The sequence below is a fragment of the Bradyrhizobium sp. BLXBL-01 genome (genome assembly GCF_051853025.1).
Taxonomy (GTDB): Bacteria; Pseudomonadota; Alphaproteobacteria; order Rhizobiales; family Xanthobacteraceae; genus Bradyrhizobium.
Window position 1 is genome coordinate 3,956,564 of sequence record NZ_CP182471.1, and the last position, 17,591, is coordinate 3,974,154.

General features: G+C 65.0%; 14 protein-coding genes and 1 pseudogene. 8 read left to right on the plus strand and 7 right to left on the minus strand.

The genetic code is table 11. The features are described 5' to 3' along the window. The first annotated feature begins 167 nt into the window (after window positions 1-167). Window positions 168-512, plus strand: coding sequence for a hypothetical protein (locus ACNJYA_RS18360; RefSeq protein ID WP_172783611.1), 345 nt, complete (start codon window positions 168-170; stop codon window positions 510-512). Window positions 513-819: 307 nt separating this feature from the next. Continuing rightward, window positions 820-1,296, plus strand: a pseudogene (locus tag ACNJYA_RS18365) (RNA polymerase sigma factor); the annotation flags it as partial. Here the strand turns inward: ACNJYA_RS18365 and ACNJYA_RS18370 are convergent. From ACNJYA_RS18370 to ACNJYA_RS18390, 5 genes are all read right to left on the minus strand, one after another. After that, on the minus strand, window positions 1,235-4,159 hold the full coding sequence (locus tag ACNJYA_RS18370) for a bifunctional diguanylate cyclase/phosphodiesterase (protein ID WP_439403350.1): 2,925 nt from the start codon (window positions 4,157-4,159) through the stop codon (window positions 1,235-1,237). The pseudogene ACNJYA_RS18365 and the gene ACNJYA_RS18370 overlap by 62 nt on opposite strands. 176 nt (window positions 4,160-4,335) lie before the next feature. After that, window positions 4,336-4,869: a cyclic pyranopterin monophosphate synthase MoaC gene (moaC, locus tag ACNJYA_RS18375; RefSeq protein WP_271506510.1), complete on the minus strand. Its 534-nt coding sequence runs from the start codon at window positions 4,867-4,869 to the stop codon at window positions 4,336-4,338. A 1-nt stretch (window position 4,870) separates the two neighbouring features. Then, window positions 4,871-5,692, minus strand: coding sequence for an indole-3-glycerol phosphate synthase TrpC (trpC, locus tag ACNJYA_RS18380; RefSeq protein WP_212257212.1), 822 nt, complete (start codon window positions 5,690-5,692; stop codon window positions 4,871-4,873). An 8-nt stretch (window positions 5,693-5,700) separates the two neighbouring features. After that, window positions 5,701-6,714, minus strand: a complete 1,014-nt coding sequence (gene trpD, locus ACNJYA_RS18385) for an anthranilate phosphoribosyltransferase (RefSeq protein ID WP_172783616.1) — start codon at window positions 6,712-6,714, stop codon at window positions 5,701-5,703. Window positions 6,715-6,728: 14 nt separating this feature from the next. Then, the gene (locus tag ACNJYA_RS18390; protein WP_212257211.1) at window positions 6,729-8,627 is read right to left on the minus strand and encodes a SurA N-terminal domain-containing protein; all 1,899 of its coding nucleotides are present in this window, start codon (window positions 8,625-8,627) and stop codon (window positions 6,729-6,731) included. A gap of 277 nt (window positions 8,628-8,904) precedes the next feature. On the opposite strand from ACNJYA_RS18390, the gene tpiA reads away from it, so the two are divergent. The 3 genes from tpiA to ACNJYA_RS18405 all read left to right on the plus strand — a co-directional run bounded on the left by tpiA (window position 8,905) and on the right by ACNJYA_RS18405 (window position 11,990). After that, a complete protein-coding gene (gene tpiA / locus ACNJYA_RS18395) occupies window positions 8,905-9,663 on the plus strand; it encodes a triose-phosphate isomerase (protein WP_212257210.1) in 759 nt (252 codons plus the stop codon). A 145-nt stretch (window positions 9,664-9,808) separates the two neighbouring features. Then, window positions 9,809-10,192 carry a preprotein translocase subunit SecG gene (gene secG, locus ACNJYA_RS18400; RefSeq protein WP_172783619.1) on the plus strand — a complete coding sequence of 128 codons (384 nt, stop codon included), beginning with the start codon at window positions 9,809-9,811 and terminating at the stop codon, window positions 10,190-10,192. Between the two features lie 166 nt (window positions 10,193-10,358). Then, window positions 10,359-11,990 carry a CTP synthase gene (locus ACNJYA_RS18405; RefSeq protein WP_212257209.1) on the plus strand — a complete coding sequence of 544 codons (1,632 nt, stop codon included), beginning with the start codon at window positions 10,359-10,361 and terminating at the stop codon, window positions 11,988-11,990. 42 nt (window positions 11,991-12,032) lie between these two features. On the opposite strand, the gene ACNJYA_RS18410 is transcribed toward ACNJYA_RS18405, so the two are convergent. Beyond that, window positions 12,033-13,691, minus strand: a complete 1,659-nt coding sequence (locus tag ACNJYA_RS18410) for a hypothetical protein (RefSeq protein ID WP_212257208.1) — start codon at window positions 13,689-13,691, stop codon at window positions 12,033-12,035. A 212-nt stretch (window positions 13,692-13,903) separates the two neighbouring features. Here ACNJYA_RS18410 and ACNJYA_RS18415 point away from each other — a divergent pair, with 212 nt between their 5' ends. From ACNJYA_RS18415 to ACNJYA_RS18425, 3 genes are all read left to right on the plus strand, one after another. Further along, window positions 13,904-14,230: an NIPSNAP family protein gene (locus ACNJYA_RS18415; protein ID WP_212257207.1), complete on the plus strand. Its 327-nt coding sequence runs from the start codon at window positions 13,904-13,906 to the stop codon at window positions 14,228-14,230. A 120-nt stretch (window positions 14,231-14,350) separates the two neighbouring features. Continuing rightward, a complete protein-coding gene (kdsA, locus tag ACNJYA_RS18420; protein WP_212257206.1) occupies window positions 14,351-15,214 on the plus strand; it encodes a 3-deoxy-8-phosphooctulonate synthase in 864 nt (287 codons plus the stop codon). Next, window positions 15,214-16,425, plus strand: a complete 1,212-nt coding sequence (locus ACNJYA_RS18425; protein WP_212257205.1) for an MFS transporter — start codon at window positions 15,214-15,216, stop codon at window positions 16,423-16,425. The genes kdsA and ACNJYA_RS18425 overlap by 1 nt, the downstream gene beginning before the upstream one ends. A 59-nt stretch (window positions 16,426-16,484) precedes the next feature. On the opposite strand, the gene ACNJYA_RS18430 is transcribed toward ACNJYA_RS18425, so the two are convergent. Beyond that, a complete protein-coding gene (locus ACNJYA_RS18430; protein ID WP_212257204.1) occupies window positions 16,485-17,555 on the minus strand; it encodes a CobW family GTP-binding protein in 1,071 nt (356 codons plus the stop codon). Window positions 17,556-17,591 lie beyond the last annotated feature (36 nt).

The window sequence follows — 17,591 nt, forward strand, 5'->3', positions numbered from 1 at the left end:
CAAATTCCGTGTGGCGCAAGGTCCGTCCCGCATGGCTGGCTCGGCATGCGCGCCGTTTTCTGTTGGCCGGCGATACAACCAGAGTTATATTTTCGAGGGCAAGCAGCGGTGCAGGAATGATTGGCTCGAGAAAGCCGAGGCGAAGGTGGTGGGGATGGCTTGTCGCCATGGCCTATCTGCTTGCGTCGATGACACCGTCGCTCGCCATCTCGGTCGCTCCACTCACTTCGATACCCTGCGAGCAGCCCGCGCATGCGCACGATCCAAGCAGTGCCGGATCGGCGGTGCATTCGCACGACGTTGCGAAAGACGGAGATTGTGACAACGAGCGGGACGAGCCCGGCGACCGGCATGCGGCCTGCTGTGGCTCGGTATTGTGCTTCAGCGCAGTGTCGCCTCAAGCACCTGGGATCGCGGAGTTCGTGTCGCCGCATTCGCGCTGCGAGGCGCACCCGGACGTGATCGGCGAGGAAGGCGCGTTCCGCCGCCACTATCGGCCCCCCATCGCCTGAGCTAGCTCCCGAAGATCGTACTGCGTCGCTCCAGGTCCGAGCGCGGATGGACACGTCTGTGACGGGTGCCGTACCCGGCGGATGATGGCGATGCGCCAGGCACTCGCGTGACGCTGCGCGTTGAGCAGAAGAACGTGGACGGGGCGATCATTGGCTCGCGCCATAGCGAGGCCGACGCGCAATCACGACGACGATCGTTCACGACTCTCTCGGGAGCTGCTGCCTCGGCGGACCGCGCTTGCGCGCGATCTGACGAATTTCGCTGCAACGAAGCGATCTCTCCAATGGCATGCAAGGACGATGGGTCATGAAATCGCGTAACGAGACTCTGCCGGTACAGGCGGCCGGCTCCCCGGACGTGCAGGACACGGTCGTTCGTGCCGCGCTCGTCGGCAGCTACGATCGCCTGCGCGGCTATCTGCAGCGACGCTTTGGCGGTCGGGCCGAAGCGGAAGAGGTGCTCCAGCTATTCATGTTGCGCGCATTGGAGCGGTCCGGCGACATTCGCGACGCGGACTCGGTTCGAGGCTGGCTGAGCCGGGTTCTGGCGACGACCATCGCCGACTTCCACCGCCAGGCATCAAGGAGCAGGACGAGGGAGATGCCGTTCCCGCATGAGCTCAACGATCGGCTGCCGGCCGAGCAGGACGCCGCGGCGAATGCCGCAGTCTGCGAGTGCCTCCACGTTCATCTGTCCTTGTTGAAGCCAGAGCACGCCGAAGTCATTCGAAGGATCGATCTCGGCGGCGAGCCGCGGGAATCCGTTGCCGCCGACCTCGGCGTGACCATGAACAACCTGACCGTTCGGCTTCACAGGGCACGACAAGCGCTGAAGGAGCGCCTCGAGCAAACCTGCGTCGTCTGCCTGGAGGAAAGCTTCTGGGAGTGCCGTTGCGCCGACAACCGAGGTCCGACCTAGCCGACCTCGCGGCGGCGGCTCTCGCTGCCGTCGCGTGGGGGAGCCGGCTACGGTGCAGCGCGAACAGCTCCAGCATCTTGCCGGCGGGCTTGGCGGCGCTGAACAGGTAGCCCTGCATCTCGGAGCAGCCGAGCGTGCGCAGCAGACGCTGCTGCTCCTCGGTCTCGACGCCCTCGGCCGTCGTGGTCATGCGGCGGGCGGTCGCCAGGTTGACGACAGCCTGAACGATGCTGGCGGAGCCGTCGGGGCGGGCGATGTCGTCGACGAAGCAGCGGTCGATCTTGATCTTGTCGAACGGGAAGCGGTGCAGATAGCTCAGCGACGAGTAGCCGGTGCCGAAATCGTCGAGTGCGATGCGTATGCCGATGGCGCGGAGCTGGTGCAGGATCGCGAGCGCGGCATCGTCGTCGCGGATCAGGACCGCCTCGGTGATCTCGAGCTCGAGCCGGCTCGCCGGCAGGTTCGACGCGGCGAGCGCCGCCATGATCTTCAGCGCCAGCGTGCCGCTCTTGAACTGCACCGGCGAGACGTTGACGGCGAGGCGGATGTCGTCGGGCCAGCTTGCCGCATCCCGGCAGGCGGTCGCCAGCACCCATTCGCCGATCTCGTTGATCAGGCCGGTGTCTTCGGCGATCGGGATGAAATCGGCCGGCGAGACCCAGCCGCGCTCGGGATGGCGCCAGCGCACCAACGCCTCGCAGCCGGTGATGCGGTCGTCCTTCAGGCCGAGGCAGGGCTGGTAATAGACCTCGAGCCCGCCTTCGCGACCTGCTTGCGCGATGGCGTGGCGAAGGTCGCCCTCGAGCTGGCGGCGTTCGCGGACCTTGGCGTCCATGTCCGGCTCGAAGAAGCGGTAGGTGTGGCGTCCGGCGGACTTGGCCGCGTACATGGCCATGTCCGCATTCTTCAGGATCTGGTCGAGCGCCGTGCCGTGCTCCGGCGCGAGCGCGATACCGATGCTGGCGTCGCTGGTGAGATGATGGCCCATGCAGTCGAAAGGTGTGCGGATGGTGTCGAAGACGCGCGCGACGAGCTCGTTGACCTGATCCAACGACGTCACCGCGCCCTGCACGATGGCAAATTCGTCGCCGCCGAGTCGTGCCACGAAGTCCTCCGGACCCGCACAGCGGCGGAGGTTCGCCGCGATCGATTTCAACAGCTCGTCGCCGACGAGATGGCCGAGCGCGTCGTTGACGCCCTTGAACTCGTCGATGTCGATGTAATGGACCGCGATCTGCTCGCCGTCGCCGACCGCGGCCAGCTCTTGCCGCAGATGCTCGTGGAACATGGCGCGGTTGGGCAGGTCCGTCAGCGCGTCGTAATGGGCGAGGTGGGTGATGCGCTCCTCGATGCGACGGCGCTCCGTGACGTCCTCATGGGTCACCACCCAGCCGCCATCCGCGAGCGGTTCGTTGAGGATGTGGATCGAGCGGCCATCGGCGGTATCGACCACCATGGAGTTGCGGAGATGGATGTCCTTCAGGACGCGCGCGACGTAGGCGTCGACGTCGCCGGTGAACGAGCCGGTTGCCTTGCGATGGGCGATGATGTCGCGGAAGCTTGAGCCGGGCTTCACGACCTCGGCCGACAAACCGTACATCTCGATGTAGCGCTGGTTGCAGACGATGAGCCGCTGCCCGGCGTCGAACAGCAGGAGGCCCTGCGTCATGTTGTTGACGGCGCGGTCCAGCCGCTGCTTTTCCAGCGTCAGCCGTTCGCGCGAAAGGCGGTGCTGCTCCAGCAGCTTGCGCACGACGGCAATCAGCACGCCTGCAATCGCGAGCGCGGAAGAGGCCGCGACCGAGATCAGAATGCCGATCTGCTCGCGCCAATCCGCCAGGGCCGCCGCGCGCGTGGTGGTGGCCATCATCAGGATCGGGAAGTGGGGCAGCGCATGGGAGGAGATCAGCCGGTCCTCACCATCGATGGGGCTGTTGACGCGGCCGGCGAAATGATCGAGGCCGAACACCCTCTGATGCTCGAAAAGACCGGTCTTGAAGTTTCGTCCCATCAATTCGCCGGAATGCGGATAACGGGCGAGCAGCGTGCCGTCGCGATGCAGCATCGAGATCGTCGCGCCTTCGCCGAGCACGACGGAGGCGAAGAATTTTTCGAAATTGGCGGGCTCGATGCCGCGTCCGACCATACCGAGGAACTCGCCGCGTGGTCCGACGACCCTCCGCGCCACCAGAATGGTCCATGCGCCGGAGATGCGGCTGTGCAGCGGCTCGATCAGGACATCAGGCGCATAGGGATCGTACTTGAAGGTGCGGAAGTAGGCGCGATCGGCAACATTCACCTTTGGGGCCGGCCATGCCGTCGACGAATTGATCAGATTGCCTTCGGCATCGATGATGTTGACGCCGCCCATATAAGGCAGCGCCTCGATCTTCGACCGCAGCATCCGGTGCACGTCCTCGCCGGAGAGGCGCTTGCGATAGTCCTCTCCGGTCGCAATTCCGGTGGTGCGGACGTGATCGACGAAATCCTTCTGGATGACCGCGAAGTCCTGCAATTGCTGATCGAAATGATGAGCGAGCAGCAGCACGGTGTTTTCCAGCTCGCGGCTGGAATTGCGCAGCGCCCGCTCGCGGAAGTTCTGCGCCATCAGCACCGAGCCTATGGCGATGGCCGCGATCAGCAGCGTGCCGCCCACCACCAGCCAGCGGATCGGTCCGCTGCGCACGAAGACCTGGTCAAAGAGACGACTGCCGAATTTCATCTTCATGCTGGATCGTTGCCGCGCACACGTCAGGATCAATTCATGAGCCTGAGAACACCCGTTGGTTTACGGGGACGGTGTGGAGGTTAAGTTAGGAAGCGCGGTTAACGAAACGTGAACGGTCGCGCGCAAAAGCAATCCATGCGCGCGGCGCGAAAGCGGCGCGTCAACGCAAGCCCGCTTCAGACGCGGTAATGGCCGGATTTGCCGCCGAGCTTCTCGACGAGATGGATGCCCTCGATGCGAACGCCGCGCTCGACTGCCTTGATCATGTCGTAGATGGTGAGGCAGGCGACCGATACCGCCGTGAGCGCCTCCATCTCGACGCCGGTCGGTCCCGTCACCTTCACGCTGGCCCGCACCACGCAGCCCGGCAGCTTTGCGTCAGGCTCAATGTCGACAATGACCTTCGACAGCGCGAGCGGATGACAGAGCGGGATCAGCTCCGAGGTGCGCTTGGCGGCCATGATGCCGGCGATGCGCGCGGTGCCGAGCACGTCGCCTTTCTTGGCGTTGCCGGACACGATCAGATCGAGCGTCGTCTTGGTCATGACGACGCGTCCCTCGGCGACCGCAAGCCGCTCCGTCGCGGGCTTGTCCGAGACGTCGACCATCCGCGCCTCGCCGGAGGCGCCGATATGGGTGAGGGCGGGGCCGGCCTTGGCTTTGGCCTGCTTCGTCTTGGCTGACCTGGTCTTTGCTGGCTTGCGCGCCATCTCAGCGCGTGCCCGCCGCGCGCGCCGTCGCCTCGCGCGCGAGCAGCGCGCGTGTTGCCGCCGTGACGTCGGCCTGCCGCATCAGGCTTTCGCCGACCAGGAAGGTCGACATGCCGACGCGCTCCAGCCGGGCGAGGTCTTCTTGCGTGAAGATGCCGCTCTCGCCGACCATCAGCCGATCCGCGGGGATCAGCGGCGCCAGCGCCTCGCTGGTCGCCAGCGTGGTCTCGAAGGTACGCAAATTGCGGTTGTTGACCCCGATCATCGGCGACCGCAACTTCAGCGCCCGGTCGAGCTCGGTACGGTCGTGGATCTCGATCAAGACGTCCATGCCATGGGCGATGGCGGCGTCCTCGAGCTCCCTGGCGGCGGCGTCATCGAGCGCCGCCATGATGATCAGGATGCAGTCGGCGCCGTGTGCGCGCGCCTCGACCACCTGGTAGGGATCGAACAAGAAATCCTTGCGCAGCACGGGGAGCGAGGTTGCTTCGCGCGCGGCCACCATGAAGTCGAGATGGCCCTGGAACGAGGGCGTGTCGGTCAACACCGACAGGCAGGCTGCGCCGCCCGCCTCGTAGGCCTTTGCGAGTGCCGGCGGGTCGAAATCGGCGCGAATGAGTCCCTTGGAGGGCGAGGCCTTCTTGATCTCGGCGATCAGCGCGTAGCCGCCCTTGGCGTGCTTGGCCTTGATCGCGCGCAGGAAACCGCGCGGCTCGGAGGCGGCCTTGGCTTGCGCCTCGACCGTGGAGAGCGGACGCGCGCGCTTCGCCGCCGCGATCTCCTCGCGCTTGTAGGTCTCGATCTTGGTCAGGATGTCAGACATGCGGGAGTTCAGCTGTTGGAGACCGCGACCAGGTGCTTCAGCTTCGCGTTGGCCGCGCCGCTGTCGATCGAGCGGACGCCGATCGCGACGCCTTCCTTGAGGTCCTTGGCGCGGCCGGCCACGACCAGCGCGGCGGCGGCGTTGATCAGCGCCACGTCGCGATAGGGGCTCTGCTTGCCGTCGAGCACGCTCTGCAACGCGATCGCATTGGCGTCGGCGTCACCGCCTTTGAGCGCACCGGCCTCGCAACGCGGAAGCCCGGCTTCCTCCGGCGTCACCTCGAAATTCCGGATTTCGCCGTTGTGGAGCGCGGAGACGAAGGTCGGGCCGGTGAGGGTGATCTCGTCGAGACCGTCGGAGCCGTGCACCACCCAGGCGGAGTCGGAGCCGAGGTTCTTGAGCACCTGCGCCAGCGGCTGCACCCATTGCCGTGAGAACACGCCGACCATCTGCCGCTTCACGCCGGCCGGGTTGGACAGGGGGCCGAGCAGGTTGAAGATCGTACGCGTGGCAAGCTCGACGCGGGTCGGGCCGACGTTCTTCATGGCGGGATGGTGGGCGGGGGCGAACATGAAGCCGATGCCGCATTCGCGCACGCAGCGGCCGACCTGCCCCGGCTTGAGATCGATCTTCACCCCGAGCGAGGCCAGCACGTCGGCGGCGCCCGAGCGCGACGACAGCGCGCGGTTGCCGTGCTTGGCCACCGGCACGCCGGCGCCCGAGACGATGAAGGACGCGCAGGTCGAGACGTTGACCGAGCCGGAGCCGTCGCCGCCTGTGCCGACGATGTCGACCGCCTCGGGCGGCGCCTGCACGGTCAGCATCTTCGAGCGCATCGCCGCGACCGCGCCGGTGATCTCGTCCACGGTCTCGCCGCGCACCCGTAGCGCCATCAGAAGCCCGCCCATCTGCGAGGGCGTGGCCTCGCCGCTCATCATGGCATCGAAGGCGGAAGCGGCTTCGTCACGCGACAGGCTGGCGCCGGTCGCCACTTTTCCAATGATAGATTTCAGGTCGTCCATCGCGTGCTTTCAACTCACTGGTTCGCGCCGGTCACCTGCGCGAAGGCGGCCTGATTAATGGTGGTCCCGATGTCGGTTTCAAGCTTGTTGACGTAGGAAGCGACCTGCTCCTCGGTCTGGGCGCGCTCGAGGCTCTCCTTCAGCTTCTTGACCGCGTCCGAGGCAAAGTCGACCGCGGGATCGATGATCTCGGTGACGCGAAAGACGATCATCTCGCTGCCGCCGCTCACGGCCGTCTGTCCGATGCCATCCTTGGCGGTGCGGAAGGCCGCCGCCACGACGGTGCCGGGCACGCCGGCGGGCGAGTCGTCGCGCTTGAAGCCGGTCGCGGTCTCGACCTTGGTGCCAACCGCGGCCGCCTCGTCGGCGAGCTTGCCGCCCGATTCGAGCTTCTGCACCATCTCGGTCGCCTTGGCCTTCAGCTTGGTCGCGATCTGGTCCTGGCGCCAGCGCGCCTCGACCTGGTCGCGGACCTCGTCGAGATTGCGGTCGCGCGAGGGCGTGATGGCGAGCACGTCGTACCAGACATAACCACCCTTGAACGAGATCGCGTCGTTGTCGACGCCGACGTCGGTGTTGAAGGCCTGCGACACCACGTCGAGGCCTTGCGGGATGTTGGCGATCGGCTGGCCGTTCGGGGCGCGGCCGGAGCGGTCGACGGCTTCGATGGTCACGGCAGTGAGGCCGAGCTTCTGCGCCGCGTCGATGACGCTGGAGCCGCCGCCGCGCTCGTCTTCCATCTTGTCGCGGAGATCGGCGACCTTGAGCCGCGCGCGCTCAGTCGCGATCTCGCGCTTGATGTCGCCGGCGAGCTTGGCGTAATCGGCTTCCACGCCCGGCTCGATCTTGTCGACCTTGACGATCGAGGTGCCGAGGGCGCCCTGAATCGGCTGGCTGATCTCACCGGCCGGAAGCGCGAAGGCAGCAGTCCCGACCGCAGGATCGAGCGCCGACTTGGCCACCAGTCCAAGATCGACGTCGGAAGCGCTCAGCCCGCGCTCCTTGCCGAGGTCCTCGAACGACATGCCGCCGGCGAGGCGCTCGCGTGCCGCCTTGGCCTCGGCCTCGTTGGGAAACACGATGTGGTGGATCTGGCGCTTCTCCGGCGTGCCGAGCCGGTCCTTGCGCTGCTCGAACATCTTCTTGGCATCCTCATCGGAGACCTCGGTCCATTTGCCGATTTCTTCCGGCGAGATCACGACGAAGGCGATCTTGCGATATTCGGGCGCGCGGAACTGGACCTTGTGGTCCTCGAAATAGGTCGCGAGGGCTTCGGGCGAGGGCGCCTCGATGGTGCCGGCCTGCGCAGCATCGAGCTTGGCGAATTCAATGGCGCGCTGCTCGTTCTGGAACCGCGTCAGCACGTCGATCATGGCCTTGGGCGGCTCGAGGCCGGCACCGACCGTGCCGGTGATCTGCCGGCGCAGCGACACCTTGCGCTGCTCGGCGACATAGCGCTGTTCGGTGTAGCCGAAGTTGCGGATCAAGGCCTGGAAGCGGTTCGCGTCGAAATTGCCGCCGACGCCCTTGAAGTTGGGATCGTTCATGATGAGCTGGCGGATCTGCTCGTCGGACTGGCCAAGTCCGAGCCGGCGCGCCTCTTCGTCGAGGGCGGCCTCGGCAATGGTCTGCTGCAACACTTGGCGATCCAGGCCGAAGGCGCGCGCCTGGTCGGGCGTCAGCGGACGGCCGAACTGGCGGCTGATCTGCTGCAGGCGGTCGGTGTAGATCTGACGGAACTCGTTGAGCGAAATCTCGGTGCGGCCGATCTTGGCCACCGTGGACTGCCCGAAGCCCTTGAAGATGTCGGCGATGCCCCAAATGCCGAAACTGACGATCAACACGCCCATCACCACGGCCATAATGGTCTTGCCGAGCCAGTTCGATGAGGCCTTACGCATTCCTCGGAGCATTTGGTCCAACTTGTTTGGTCAGGAGGGGAACGGAGCGCGTCTTAATGCAGATTCCGCAAAAGCGCGTCACCAAATTGATAGATCATCATAAAGTGGCGGCTTTCCCCCCGCAACCTCGCCTCATGCGACGGCGAGAAGCTGCGGTTAAGAGTCCCAAAGCGTTTTCAAGCGAAGCGGAGCCCGGTTCGCGCCACGAAAACGCGTCAAAACAAGAATCTGGAACTGCGGCAGGTCCTCTGCTAGCGCATGGACAAACCCCGTATCGCTGGAAACTGACATGACCGACGCCATCCGACCGCTGATCGCCGGCAACTGGAAAATGAACGGCCTGAAGGCCCAGGCTGTCGAATTCGACGCCATGCTCAACGGCGCGGCAGACGTGGCTGGCAAGGCCGACCTGCTGGTCTGCCCGCCGGCGACCCTGATTGTGGCGTTTGCCGAGAAGGCGCGCGGCAAGAAGGTTGCGGTCGGGGCCCAGGACTGCCATCCCAAGGCCTCCGGCGCCCATACCGGCGATATCGCTGCCGAAATGCTCGTGGATGCAGGCGCAACGGCCGTTATTGTCGGGCATTCCGAGCGCCGCGCCGACCACGGCGAGGGCGATGCGCTGATCCGGCAGAAGGCCGAGGCGGCCTGGCGCGCCGGGGCCATTGCGATCGTCTGCATCGGCGAAACGCAGGGCCAACGCGATGCGGGCCAGACCCTCGACGTCCTGCGCGGGCAGCTCGACGCCTCGCTGCCGGATGGCTCGACGGCGGCCAATCTGGTCGTGGCCTATGAGCCGGTCTGGGCGATCGGCACGGGCCTGACCCCCACGGCCCAGGATGTCGAGCAGATTCATGGCTTTATCCGGGAGTTCCTGATCTCCAGGTTCAAGGGCGAGGGGGCCAGGATGCGGATTCTCTATGGCGGCTCGGTCAAGCCCTCGAACGCAGCCGAGCTGATGGCGGTGAAAAACGTCAACGGTGCCCTGGTCGGCGGCGCCAGCCTGAAAGCGGCCGATTTCCTTGCCATTGCCAAGGGCTGTCCTAACTAAGCGCTGCCAACCCGAACCGTGGGTCCGGGCCCGATCGGGGGTGGCATTGCCACGTCCGATCGTGTAACACCGCGCAACTTCAGGAAAACCCGCGAAGCGCGATCGGCCGCCGTCAGGCGCCGCCCGCTTGTGACGGAAGGATATCATGCAGACCGTTGTCATCGTCATCCACCTCATGATCGTCGCCGTCATGATCGGTGCCGTCCTGCTCCAGAAGTCGGAAGGCGGCGGGCTCGGCATGGGCGGCGGCGCGGGCTTCATGTCCAGCCGCGGCACGGCGAACCTGCTGACTCGGACCACGGCGATCCTCGCCGTCGGCTTCTTTCTCACCAGCCTGTTCCTGTCCTGGTATGCCGGTTACGACCGCAAGCCGTCATCGATCATCGGCCAGCCCGCGCAGACCCAGCCGGCCGGCGGATCGCCGATCGCGCCGCCGACCTCGGGCGGCATCCTGGATTCGCTGAAGAAGGCCGACGAGCAGCAGCAAGCACCGGCTCCGACCGGTCCTCAGGTGCCACGCTCGCAATAAAGCAGGGGGGCCATGCAGGGCGATGGCTACCGTCCTGCATCAACAATCCCCATCAAGGCACTGTCACCACTCTCAGTTCTGGATCACCCACAGGCCCGCAAAATCTTTGGGGCGGAATACGAATCGCTTTGGCGAATCGAATTCGAGGGATTAGAGGTTAAGTCCCATGGCGCGGTACATATTCATCACCGGCGGCGTGGTTTCTTCGCTCGGCAAGGGTTTGGCTTCGGCGGCACTGGGTGCCCTGCTGCAGGCCCGGGGCTACAAGGTCCGCCTCCGCAAGCTCGACCCCTACCTCAACCTCGATCCCGGAACGATGTCGCCGTATCAGCACGGCGAAGTGTTCGTGACCGATGACGGCGCGGAGACCGATCTCGATCTCGGTCACTACGAGCGCTTCACCGGCCGGCCGGCGACCAAGGCCGACAACATCACCACGGGACGCATCTACCAGGACATCATCTCGAAGGAGCGCCGCGGCGATTATCTCGGCGCGACCATCCAGGTGGTTCCGCACGTCACCAACGCCATCAAGGAATTCGTTCTCGACGGCAATGACGATTACGACTTCGTGCTGGTCGAGATCGGCGGCACCGTCGGCGACATCGAGGGCCTGCCGTTCTTCGAGGCGATCCGCCAGCTCAAGAACGAGCTGCCGCGCGACCATGCCGTCTACATCCATCTGACGCTGCTGCCCTATATTCCGAGCGCCGGCGAATTGAAGACGAAGCCGACGCAGCACTCGGTGAAGGAGCTGCGCTCCATCGGCATCCAGCCGGACATCCTGCTCTGCCGCACCGACCGCGAGATCCCGAAGGAGGAGCGGCGCAAGCTCGGGCTGTTCTGCAACGTGCGCGAAAGCGCCGTGATCGAGGCGCGCGACGTCGACAACATCTATGCGGTCCCCGAGGCCTATCACAATGCGGGCCTCGACGACGAAGTGCTCGCCGCCTTCGGCATCGCCTCGCGGATTCCGCCGGAGCTGCGCAGCTGGCAGCAGATCAACGAGCGCATCCGCAACCCCGAAGGCAACGTCACCATCGCCATCGTCGGCAAGTATACCGGCATGAAGGATGCATATAAGTCGCTGATCGAGGCGCTCTCGCATGGCGGCATCGCCAACAAGGTGAAGGTCAATCTCGACTGGATCGAGAGCGAGATCTTCGAGAAGGAAGATCCGGCGCCGTTCCTCGAGCACGTCAACGGCATCCTGGTGCCCGGCGGCTTCGGCCAGCGCGGCGCCGAAGGCAAGATCAAGGCGGCGCAGTTCGCGCGCGAGCGCGACGTGCCGTATTTCGGCATCTGCTTCGGCATGCAGATGGCGGTGATCGAGGCCGCGCGAAACCTGGTCGGCATCGAGGACGCCAACTCCACCGAGTTCGGCCCGACCAAGGAGCCCCTGGTCGGCCTGATGACGGAGTGGCTGCGCGGCAACGAGCTCGAGAAGCGCTCGCAGGCGGGCGACCTCGGCGGCACGATGCGGCTTGGCGCCTATCCGGCAGCGCTCAACCGCGGCAGCCGCGTCTCGCAGGTCTATGGCGGCGCGACCGAAATCTCCGAGCGTCACCGCCATCGCTACGAGGTCAACACCGCCTACAAGGACCGCCTCGAGCAGCACGGCCTGAAATTCTCAGGGCTCTCGCCCGACGGCGTGCTGCCTGAAATCGTCGAATACGAGGATCATCCCTGGTTCATCGGCGTCCAGTTCCACCCCGAGCTGAAGTCGCGGCCGTTCGAGCCGCATCCGCTGTTCGCCTCGTTCATTCAGGCGGCGATGGTGCAGAGCCGGCTGGTGTAGCCGGCTCGGTCTTCCCTGACGAAGTCTTGCTCGCACGTCCGGCTACGCGGCCGCGATGTCCATCCTGCGGCAGAAGCAAGATGCCTTGATCGGCACCTCCGCCCGCGACTGGGCGAGGTCAAGTCGCTGCTTGATCAGCGGCCTTTCGGTCTTGTCGCCACGCCGCATGAGACATTCGTGCAAGCCGTGAAGCGACCACAGATTGTCGGGATGCTGGCAGGCTCGGCTCAGCTTTCCATCGAGGCCGAGATCGGAACGGTACACCGCCTCGGCTTCCTCGATCCGTCCCTGTTCCAGGAGCAGCGCGCCGAGTGCGTGACGCGGTGGCTGCATCCATCCCCACGGCTCGTCATAGGGCAGGGCGTCGCTGAGCGCGACGGATCTACGCAGCTCAGCGAACGCAAAGTCGTAGTTGGCTTTGCGATATTCCAGTTCGCCATTCAACATGGCTTCGGCCACGCCGAGCAGGGCGACGACATTGTTGTTGTGCACGAGCCGGCTCTCCGGCACGCGCGTCTTCGCCTGTGCGAACAACGCTTTCTCAGTTTCGGCGTCGGCGACGTGGCCAAGCGCCGAATGAGCCACCGCCTTGGCGTAGTGGATCATCGCCGTCACCGAGCAGTATAGCTCGCGATCCTCCGGCAGCTGTTGGGCAATGATGTCGTGCCATTTGCCGAAACGCACGAGAACGTGCTGCTTCATCGTCAAATAGCCTTCCAGGAAGTCCGCCATGGGGGGCGATTGAATGCGCAGCACTGGCTCGGGCACGGTGGCAATGAGTTCCTCGGCCGCTGCGATAGCGGGGGCGTATTGACCCAGGAACATCGCGCCGTAGATGGCAAAGTGGAAGTTGTGGATGACATAGACCAGGTAGACACCCGGATCGTCCGAATAAGCGAGGAACCTGCGGTCGGTCGTCAGCGCCTTCTGATTGTAGAGCAGGACGTCGTTGTATTGCCCGCACAGCACGTCGAGATGCGTCGGCATGTGGATCAGATGGCCGCTATCGGGGACGATCGCGCGCAGCCGGTCGCTAGCCCGCATCGCCCGTTGCGGGAAGGGCGACATCTCCATGAGATGGACGTAGAGATGAAGCAGTCCCGGATGATTCCACGCAGCCGGCCATCGATCGAAAGCTTGTTCGAGCACGGCCCTGCATTCCTCGGTGCCGGCGCCCTTGGTGGGTTCTCCAGACTCAAGGTCCCACATCAGCCACGGCGTCTCGTTCATGATCGATTCGGCAAAGATGGCTCGGACCTCGAGATCGTCGGGATACGTGGCGAAGACCTTTCGCATCTCTCGCGTGAAGGCCTTGTCCCACGGCGCCATGTCCTCGATCGCTTCACGCTGCGGATAGCGCGCAGACAGGGCGCGGATCAGGGCTTGCTCGACCGGGCTCGCCTTGTCCGCCTGCGCGAGCGCGTCCTGCGTCGCATCGTATGATGCAGCGAGCGCCAATTGACGGCCTTGTGCGTCATAGCGGACCCAGGGCAGGTTGTAGTTGGGACCCGCGGCGTAGCCGATGCCCCAGTGCGCCATGGCGCCGCTGTTATCGAACTCGAGCGCCTTGCGAAAACATTTGATCGCCTCGCCGTGGTTGAATCCGAACACCCAATTGAGCCCTCGGTCAAACCAGAGCTGCGCATCAGGCGAAGTCGTGGTGATTTTGCGGCTGTACGGTCCGAGATCAAAATAGGTCATTGCCTCTGCCTCCTTTGATCGCTTCGGTCGTTTCGCCGATTGCTCTCGGGCCGTCGGCGGCTGATACGCCAGGACCGAGCGTACATTATCAAGAGCGTCGGCCCCCTGCTATCGAGCTATGCACGAAACGCCATGAGGGGCGCCCGGGCGAGGCTCAAGACAGAGTTGTGGCCAGCGGGTATAACCGCCGCTCCTGTCAGGGAGGACCATGAATGATCTACGAAATGCGCGTCTATCGCTGCCTGCCCGGCCGCCTGCCGGCATTGCTCAAGCGGTTCGAGGCTGCCACGCTGAAGATCTGGGAGAAGCACGGCATCAAGCAGGCGGGGTTCTTCACGACCGTGATCGGTGAATCCAACCAGGAGCTGACCTATTTCCTCGCTTGGGACTCCCTCGCCGAGCGCGAGAAGAAGTGGGCCGCGTTCATGACCGATCCGGACTGGATGAAGGCCCGCGCCGAGAGCGAATCCGACGGGCAGATCGTTGCCAATATCGTCAGCCAGATCCTGGCGCCGACCGCTTTCTCGGCGGTGAAATAGCCAACGCCAGCGCGGCTGGGGGGACCCTGGCGCAACCCTGATATTCGGACCGCCCGGGCGGAAGAGGGGTTGATCCGACCCTCATGGCGGCTATGGTCGCGCCGAAACGAGGGATTTGCCTTGAGCTCTTCGACGTCAGCAGCGCCGGTCGTCACCGTCGGCAGGGTCAAATTCGGCAATGATCTGCCGATCTCGGTCATTGCTGGGCCCTGCCAGCTGGAGAGCCGCGAGCATGCGCTGGAGGTCGCCTCCGCGCTGAAGGAGATCGCGGCGCGGCTGAACATCGGCCTCGTCTACAAGACCTCGTTCGACAAGGCCAACCGCACCAGCGCGGCGGCGGCGCGCGGGCTGGGTCTTGCGCAGTCGCTGCCGATCTTCGCGGAGATCCGATCCTCGCTCGGCTTGCCCGTGCTGACCGACGTGCACGACGCCACGCAATGCGCCGAGGTGGCGCAGGCGGTGGACATCCTGCAAATTCCGGCCTTCCTGTGCCGGCAGACCGATCTGCTGCTGGCGGCGGCTGCGACCGGCAAGGTCGTCAATGTCAAGAAGGGCCAGTTCCTGGCGCCCTGGGACATGGCCAACGTCGTGACCAAGATCACCAGCGCGAACAATCCGAACGTGCTCGTCACCGAGCGCGGCGCCTCATTCGGCTACAACACGCTCGTGTCCGACATGCGCGCGCTGCCGATCCTTGCGCGCAGCACCGGCGCGCCCGTCATCTTCGACGCCACCCATTCGGTGCAGCAGCCAGGCGGGAAGGGGACGTCCTCGGGCGGTGAGCGCGAATTCGTGCCGGTGCTGGCGCGTGCAGCTGTCGCGGTCGGCGTTGCCGGCGTCTTCATCGAGACCCATCCTGATCCCGATCGCGCGCCATCGGACGGCCCCAACATGGTGCCGCTGCGCGAGTTCGAGGGGCTGGTCGCGCGATTGATGGCGTTCGATGCGCTGGCCAAGACGACGTCAAAGAGCACCATGCGCTGATGCACCAGCCTGTGACCAGGCCGTCGTCCGACCAGAAATTTCCGCCCGCGATCAACATCATTGCGCTCGCCGGCTTCTCGGCCGCACTGTCGACGCGCGCGCTCGATCCCGTCCTGCCGCATGTCGCGGATGATTTCGCGATCAGCATCACGACGGCCGCCAGCATCGCGGCCGGCTTTGCCTTGATCTACGCGCTGGTTCAGCCGGCGATCGGAGCGGCGGCCGATCTGTTCGGCAAGGCGCGATTGATGACGGCGTGCCTGGCGCTGCTGGGCGTTGCCTGCATCCTCGGCGCGCTCGCCACCTCCTTCTCCGGATTGTTCGCAAGCCGCATCCTGGCCGGCATCGCCGCAGGCGGCGTGTTTCCTGTCGCGCTCGGCCTCACCGCCGATCTCGTTGCGCCGGCCAAGCGGCAGGTTGCGATCGGGCGCACGATGGCGGGCTCGATGACCGGCAATCTGCTCGGCTCGTCCGCCAGCGGAATCATCGGCGATTTCATCGGCTGGCGCGGCGTGCTGGTGATCCTCGGCGCGCTCGGGCTGATCGCGGCCGTGGCGGTTGCGGCAGGATTTCGCGGGGCCGCGCTGACGGCGCCGCCGAAGACGGATTTCAGGACGTTGCGGCAGGGCTACCGCACGATCTTCTCCAATCCCAACACGCGCTACAGCTATTCGGCCGTGTTCGTCGAAGGCTGCTGCGTGTTCGGCTTGTTTCCCTTCATCGCCGCGTTCCTGTTCGAGCTCGGCGAGAAATCCCTCTCGATCGCGGGCATCGTGATCGCGGGATTTGCGGTCGGCGGGTTGCTCTACACGCTCACCGTCTCGCGCATGCTGCCGCGGCTCGGCGTCAAGGGCATGATGATCGCGGGCGCGAGCCTCGTGGCGTTGCAGCTCGGCGCGCTCGCCTTCGGTCCCGGCTGGAAGCTGCAATTCGTCAGCATGCTGGCGATGGGCTGGGGCTTCTACATGATCCATGGCTGCCTGCAGGTGTTCGCCAGCGAGCTGTCGATCGGTGCGCGCGCGACAGCGATGTCGCTGCATTCGTTCTTCTTCTTCATGGGGCAGACGGTGGGACCGCTCGCCTATGGCTTCGGGCTCCAGCATGGCGGCAAGGTGCCGACGTTGCTCGCAAGCGCCGCGATCATGGTGGTGCTGGGCCTCGTCTGTGCCCGCATGCTGCGGCAGCGGGCCCCGTCAGACGCCCGCGTCTGAGGCGCGTCCGGGAGAAGCGTCGCCCCTTCAAAAAGCTTCGCGAGCGGTCTTTGCGGAACTCAGGCGCCCGCGTGGGCCTCCTGCCAGAGGTCAAGCACCTCGTGGCGCGTAATGCCACGGGTGATGAACACGATGCGCGAACGGCGGTCGGCATCGGGCCATTTTGCAAGCGCCACCGGCGGATGGAAGACGTGGTGGACGCCATGGACCGCGATCGGTGTCGCTTCATCGCGAAGATTCAAGATGCCCTTGACCCGCAAGAGGTCCTCTCCCCGGGTGGCGCGCAGATGCGCGAGCCAGCGCGATACGGCCATCCAGTCAAGGGGATCGTCGAATGCGATCATGAAGCTAAGGATCGATGCATCGTGGCTGTGATGCTCGTGATGGGCATGACCGTCACCGTGATGATGGGCGCGCTCATGCGCCGCCTTGGCGACGTCGGCGAACGCCTGTTCGTTGAGCCAGCGCTCGATATCGGCTGTCTTCTTTTCGGGGTCAATGAGGGCAGCGCCGAACAGTTGGGCCGGATCGACCTCGCCATGCACCACGCTCTCGATCCTGGCGCCAGGATTGAGCCGACGAAGCCGCAAGTCCAATGTGTCAGTGTCCTTGACCAAATCGCGTTTGGTGATCAGCAGCCGGTCGGCGAGCGCGACCTGCTTCACCGCCTCGTATTGGCGGTCGAGCTGCCGCGCTGCATTGACTGCGTCGACGGTCGTCACCACGGTGTCTAGCCGCAGAAAATGCGAGACCAAAGGGTTGTTCAGCAGCAGCTGAGCAATGGGAGCGGGGTCAGCCAACCCCGTTGTCTCGACCAAAATCCTGCGGAACGGCGGTACCTCGCCACGATCGCGGCGCACCAGCAGCGCGCGCAGGGTGTCTTCCAGATCGCTGCGAATAGTGCAGCAAATACAACCACTCGCAAGCACGGCGACTTCGCCGTCGACGCGTTCCACGAGGAGGTGGTCGAGGCTGACCTCGCCATATTCGTTGATGACGACGGCGCTGTCCTTCATCGCGTCATGGCGCAGCAGGCGGTTGAGCAGTGTCGTCTTGCCGCTGCCAAGAAAGCCGGTGATCAGTGACACCGGAGTCCGCTCGGCGGATTTGTCGCTCTCGAACAGGCTCATCGGCGATCCTCAACCCTGGTCTTATTTTTGTCGCTG

Excerpts from the sequence above, each read along its gene's own strand:
- ACNJYA_RS18360 (WP_172783611.1), top strand. The coding sequence starts at position 168 with ATGGCCTATCTGCTTGCGTCGATGACACCGTCGCTCGCCATCTCGGTC.
- ACNJYA_RS18370 (WP_439403350.1), bottom strand. The coding sequence starts at position 4,159 with ATGAAGATGAAATTCGGCAGTCGTCTCTTTGACCAGGTCTTCGTGCGC.
- moaC (WP_271506510.1), bottom strand. The coding sequence starts at position 4,869 with ATGGCGCGCAAGCCAGCAAAGACCAGGTCAGCCAAGACGAAGCAGGCC.
- trpC (WP_212257212.1), bottom strand. The coding sequence starts at position 5,692 with ATGTCTGACATCCTGACCAAGATCGAGACCTACAAGCGCGAGGAGATC.
- trpD (WP_172783616.1), bottom strand. The coding sequence starts at position 6,714 with ATGGACGACCTGAAATCTATCATTGGAAAAGTGGCGACCGGCGCCAGC.
- ACNJYA_RS18390 (WP_212257211.1), bottom strand. The coding sequence starts at position 8,627 with ATGCTCCGAGGAATGCGTAAGGCCTCATCGAACTGGCTCGGCAAGACC.
- tpiA (WP_212257210.1), top strand. The coding sequence starts at position 8,905 with ATGACCGACGCCATCCGACCGCTGATCGCCGGCAACTGGAAAATGAAC.
- secG (WP_172783619.1), top strand. The coding sequence starts at position 9,809 with ATGCAGACCGTTGTCATCGTCATCCACCTCATGATCGTCGCCGTCATG.
- ACNJYA_RS18405 (WP_212257209.1), top strand. The coding sequence starts at position 10,359 with ATGGCGCGGTACATATTCATCACCGGCGGCGTGGTTTCTTCGCTCGGC.
- ACNJYA_RS18410 (WP_212257208.1), bottom strand. The coding sequence starts at position 13,691 with ATGACCTATTTTGATCTCGGACCGTACAGCCGCAAAATCACCACGACT.
- ACNJYA_RS18415 (WP_212257207.1), top strand. The coding sequence starts at position 13,904 with ATGATCTACGAAATGCGCGTCTATCGCTGCCTGCCCGGCCGCCTGCCG.
- ACNJYA_RS18425 (WP_212257205.1), top strand. The coding sequence starts at position 15,214 with ATGCACCAGCCTGTGACCAGGCCGTCGTCCGACCAGAAATTTCCGCCC.
- ACNJYA_RS18430 (WP_212257204.1), bottom strand. The coding sequence starts at position 17,555 with ATGAGCCTGTTCGAGAGCGACAAATCCGCCGAGCGGACTCCGGTGTCA.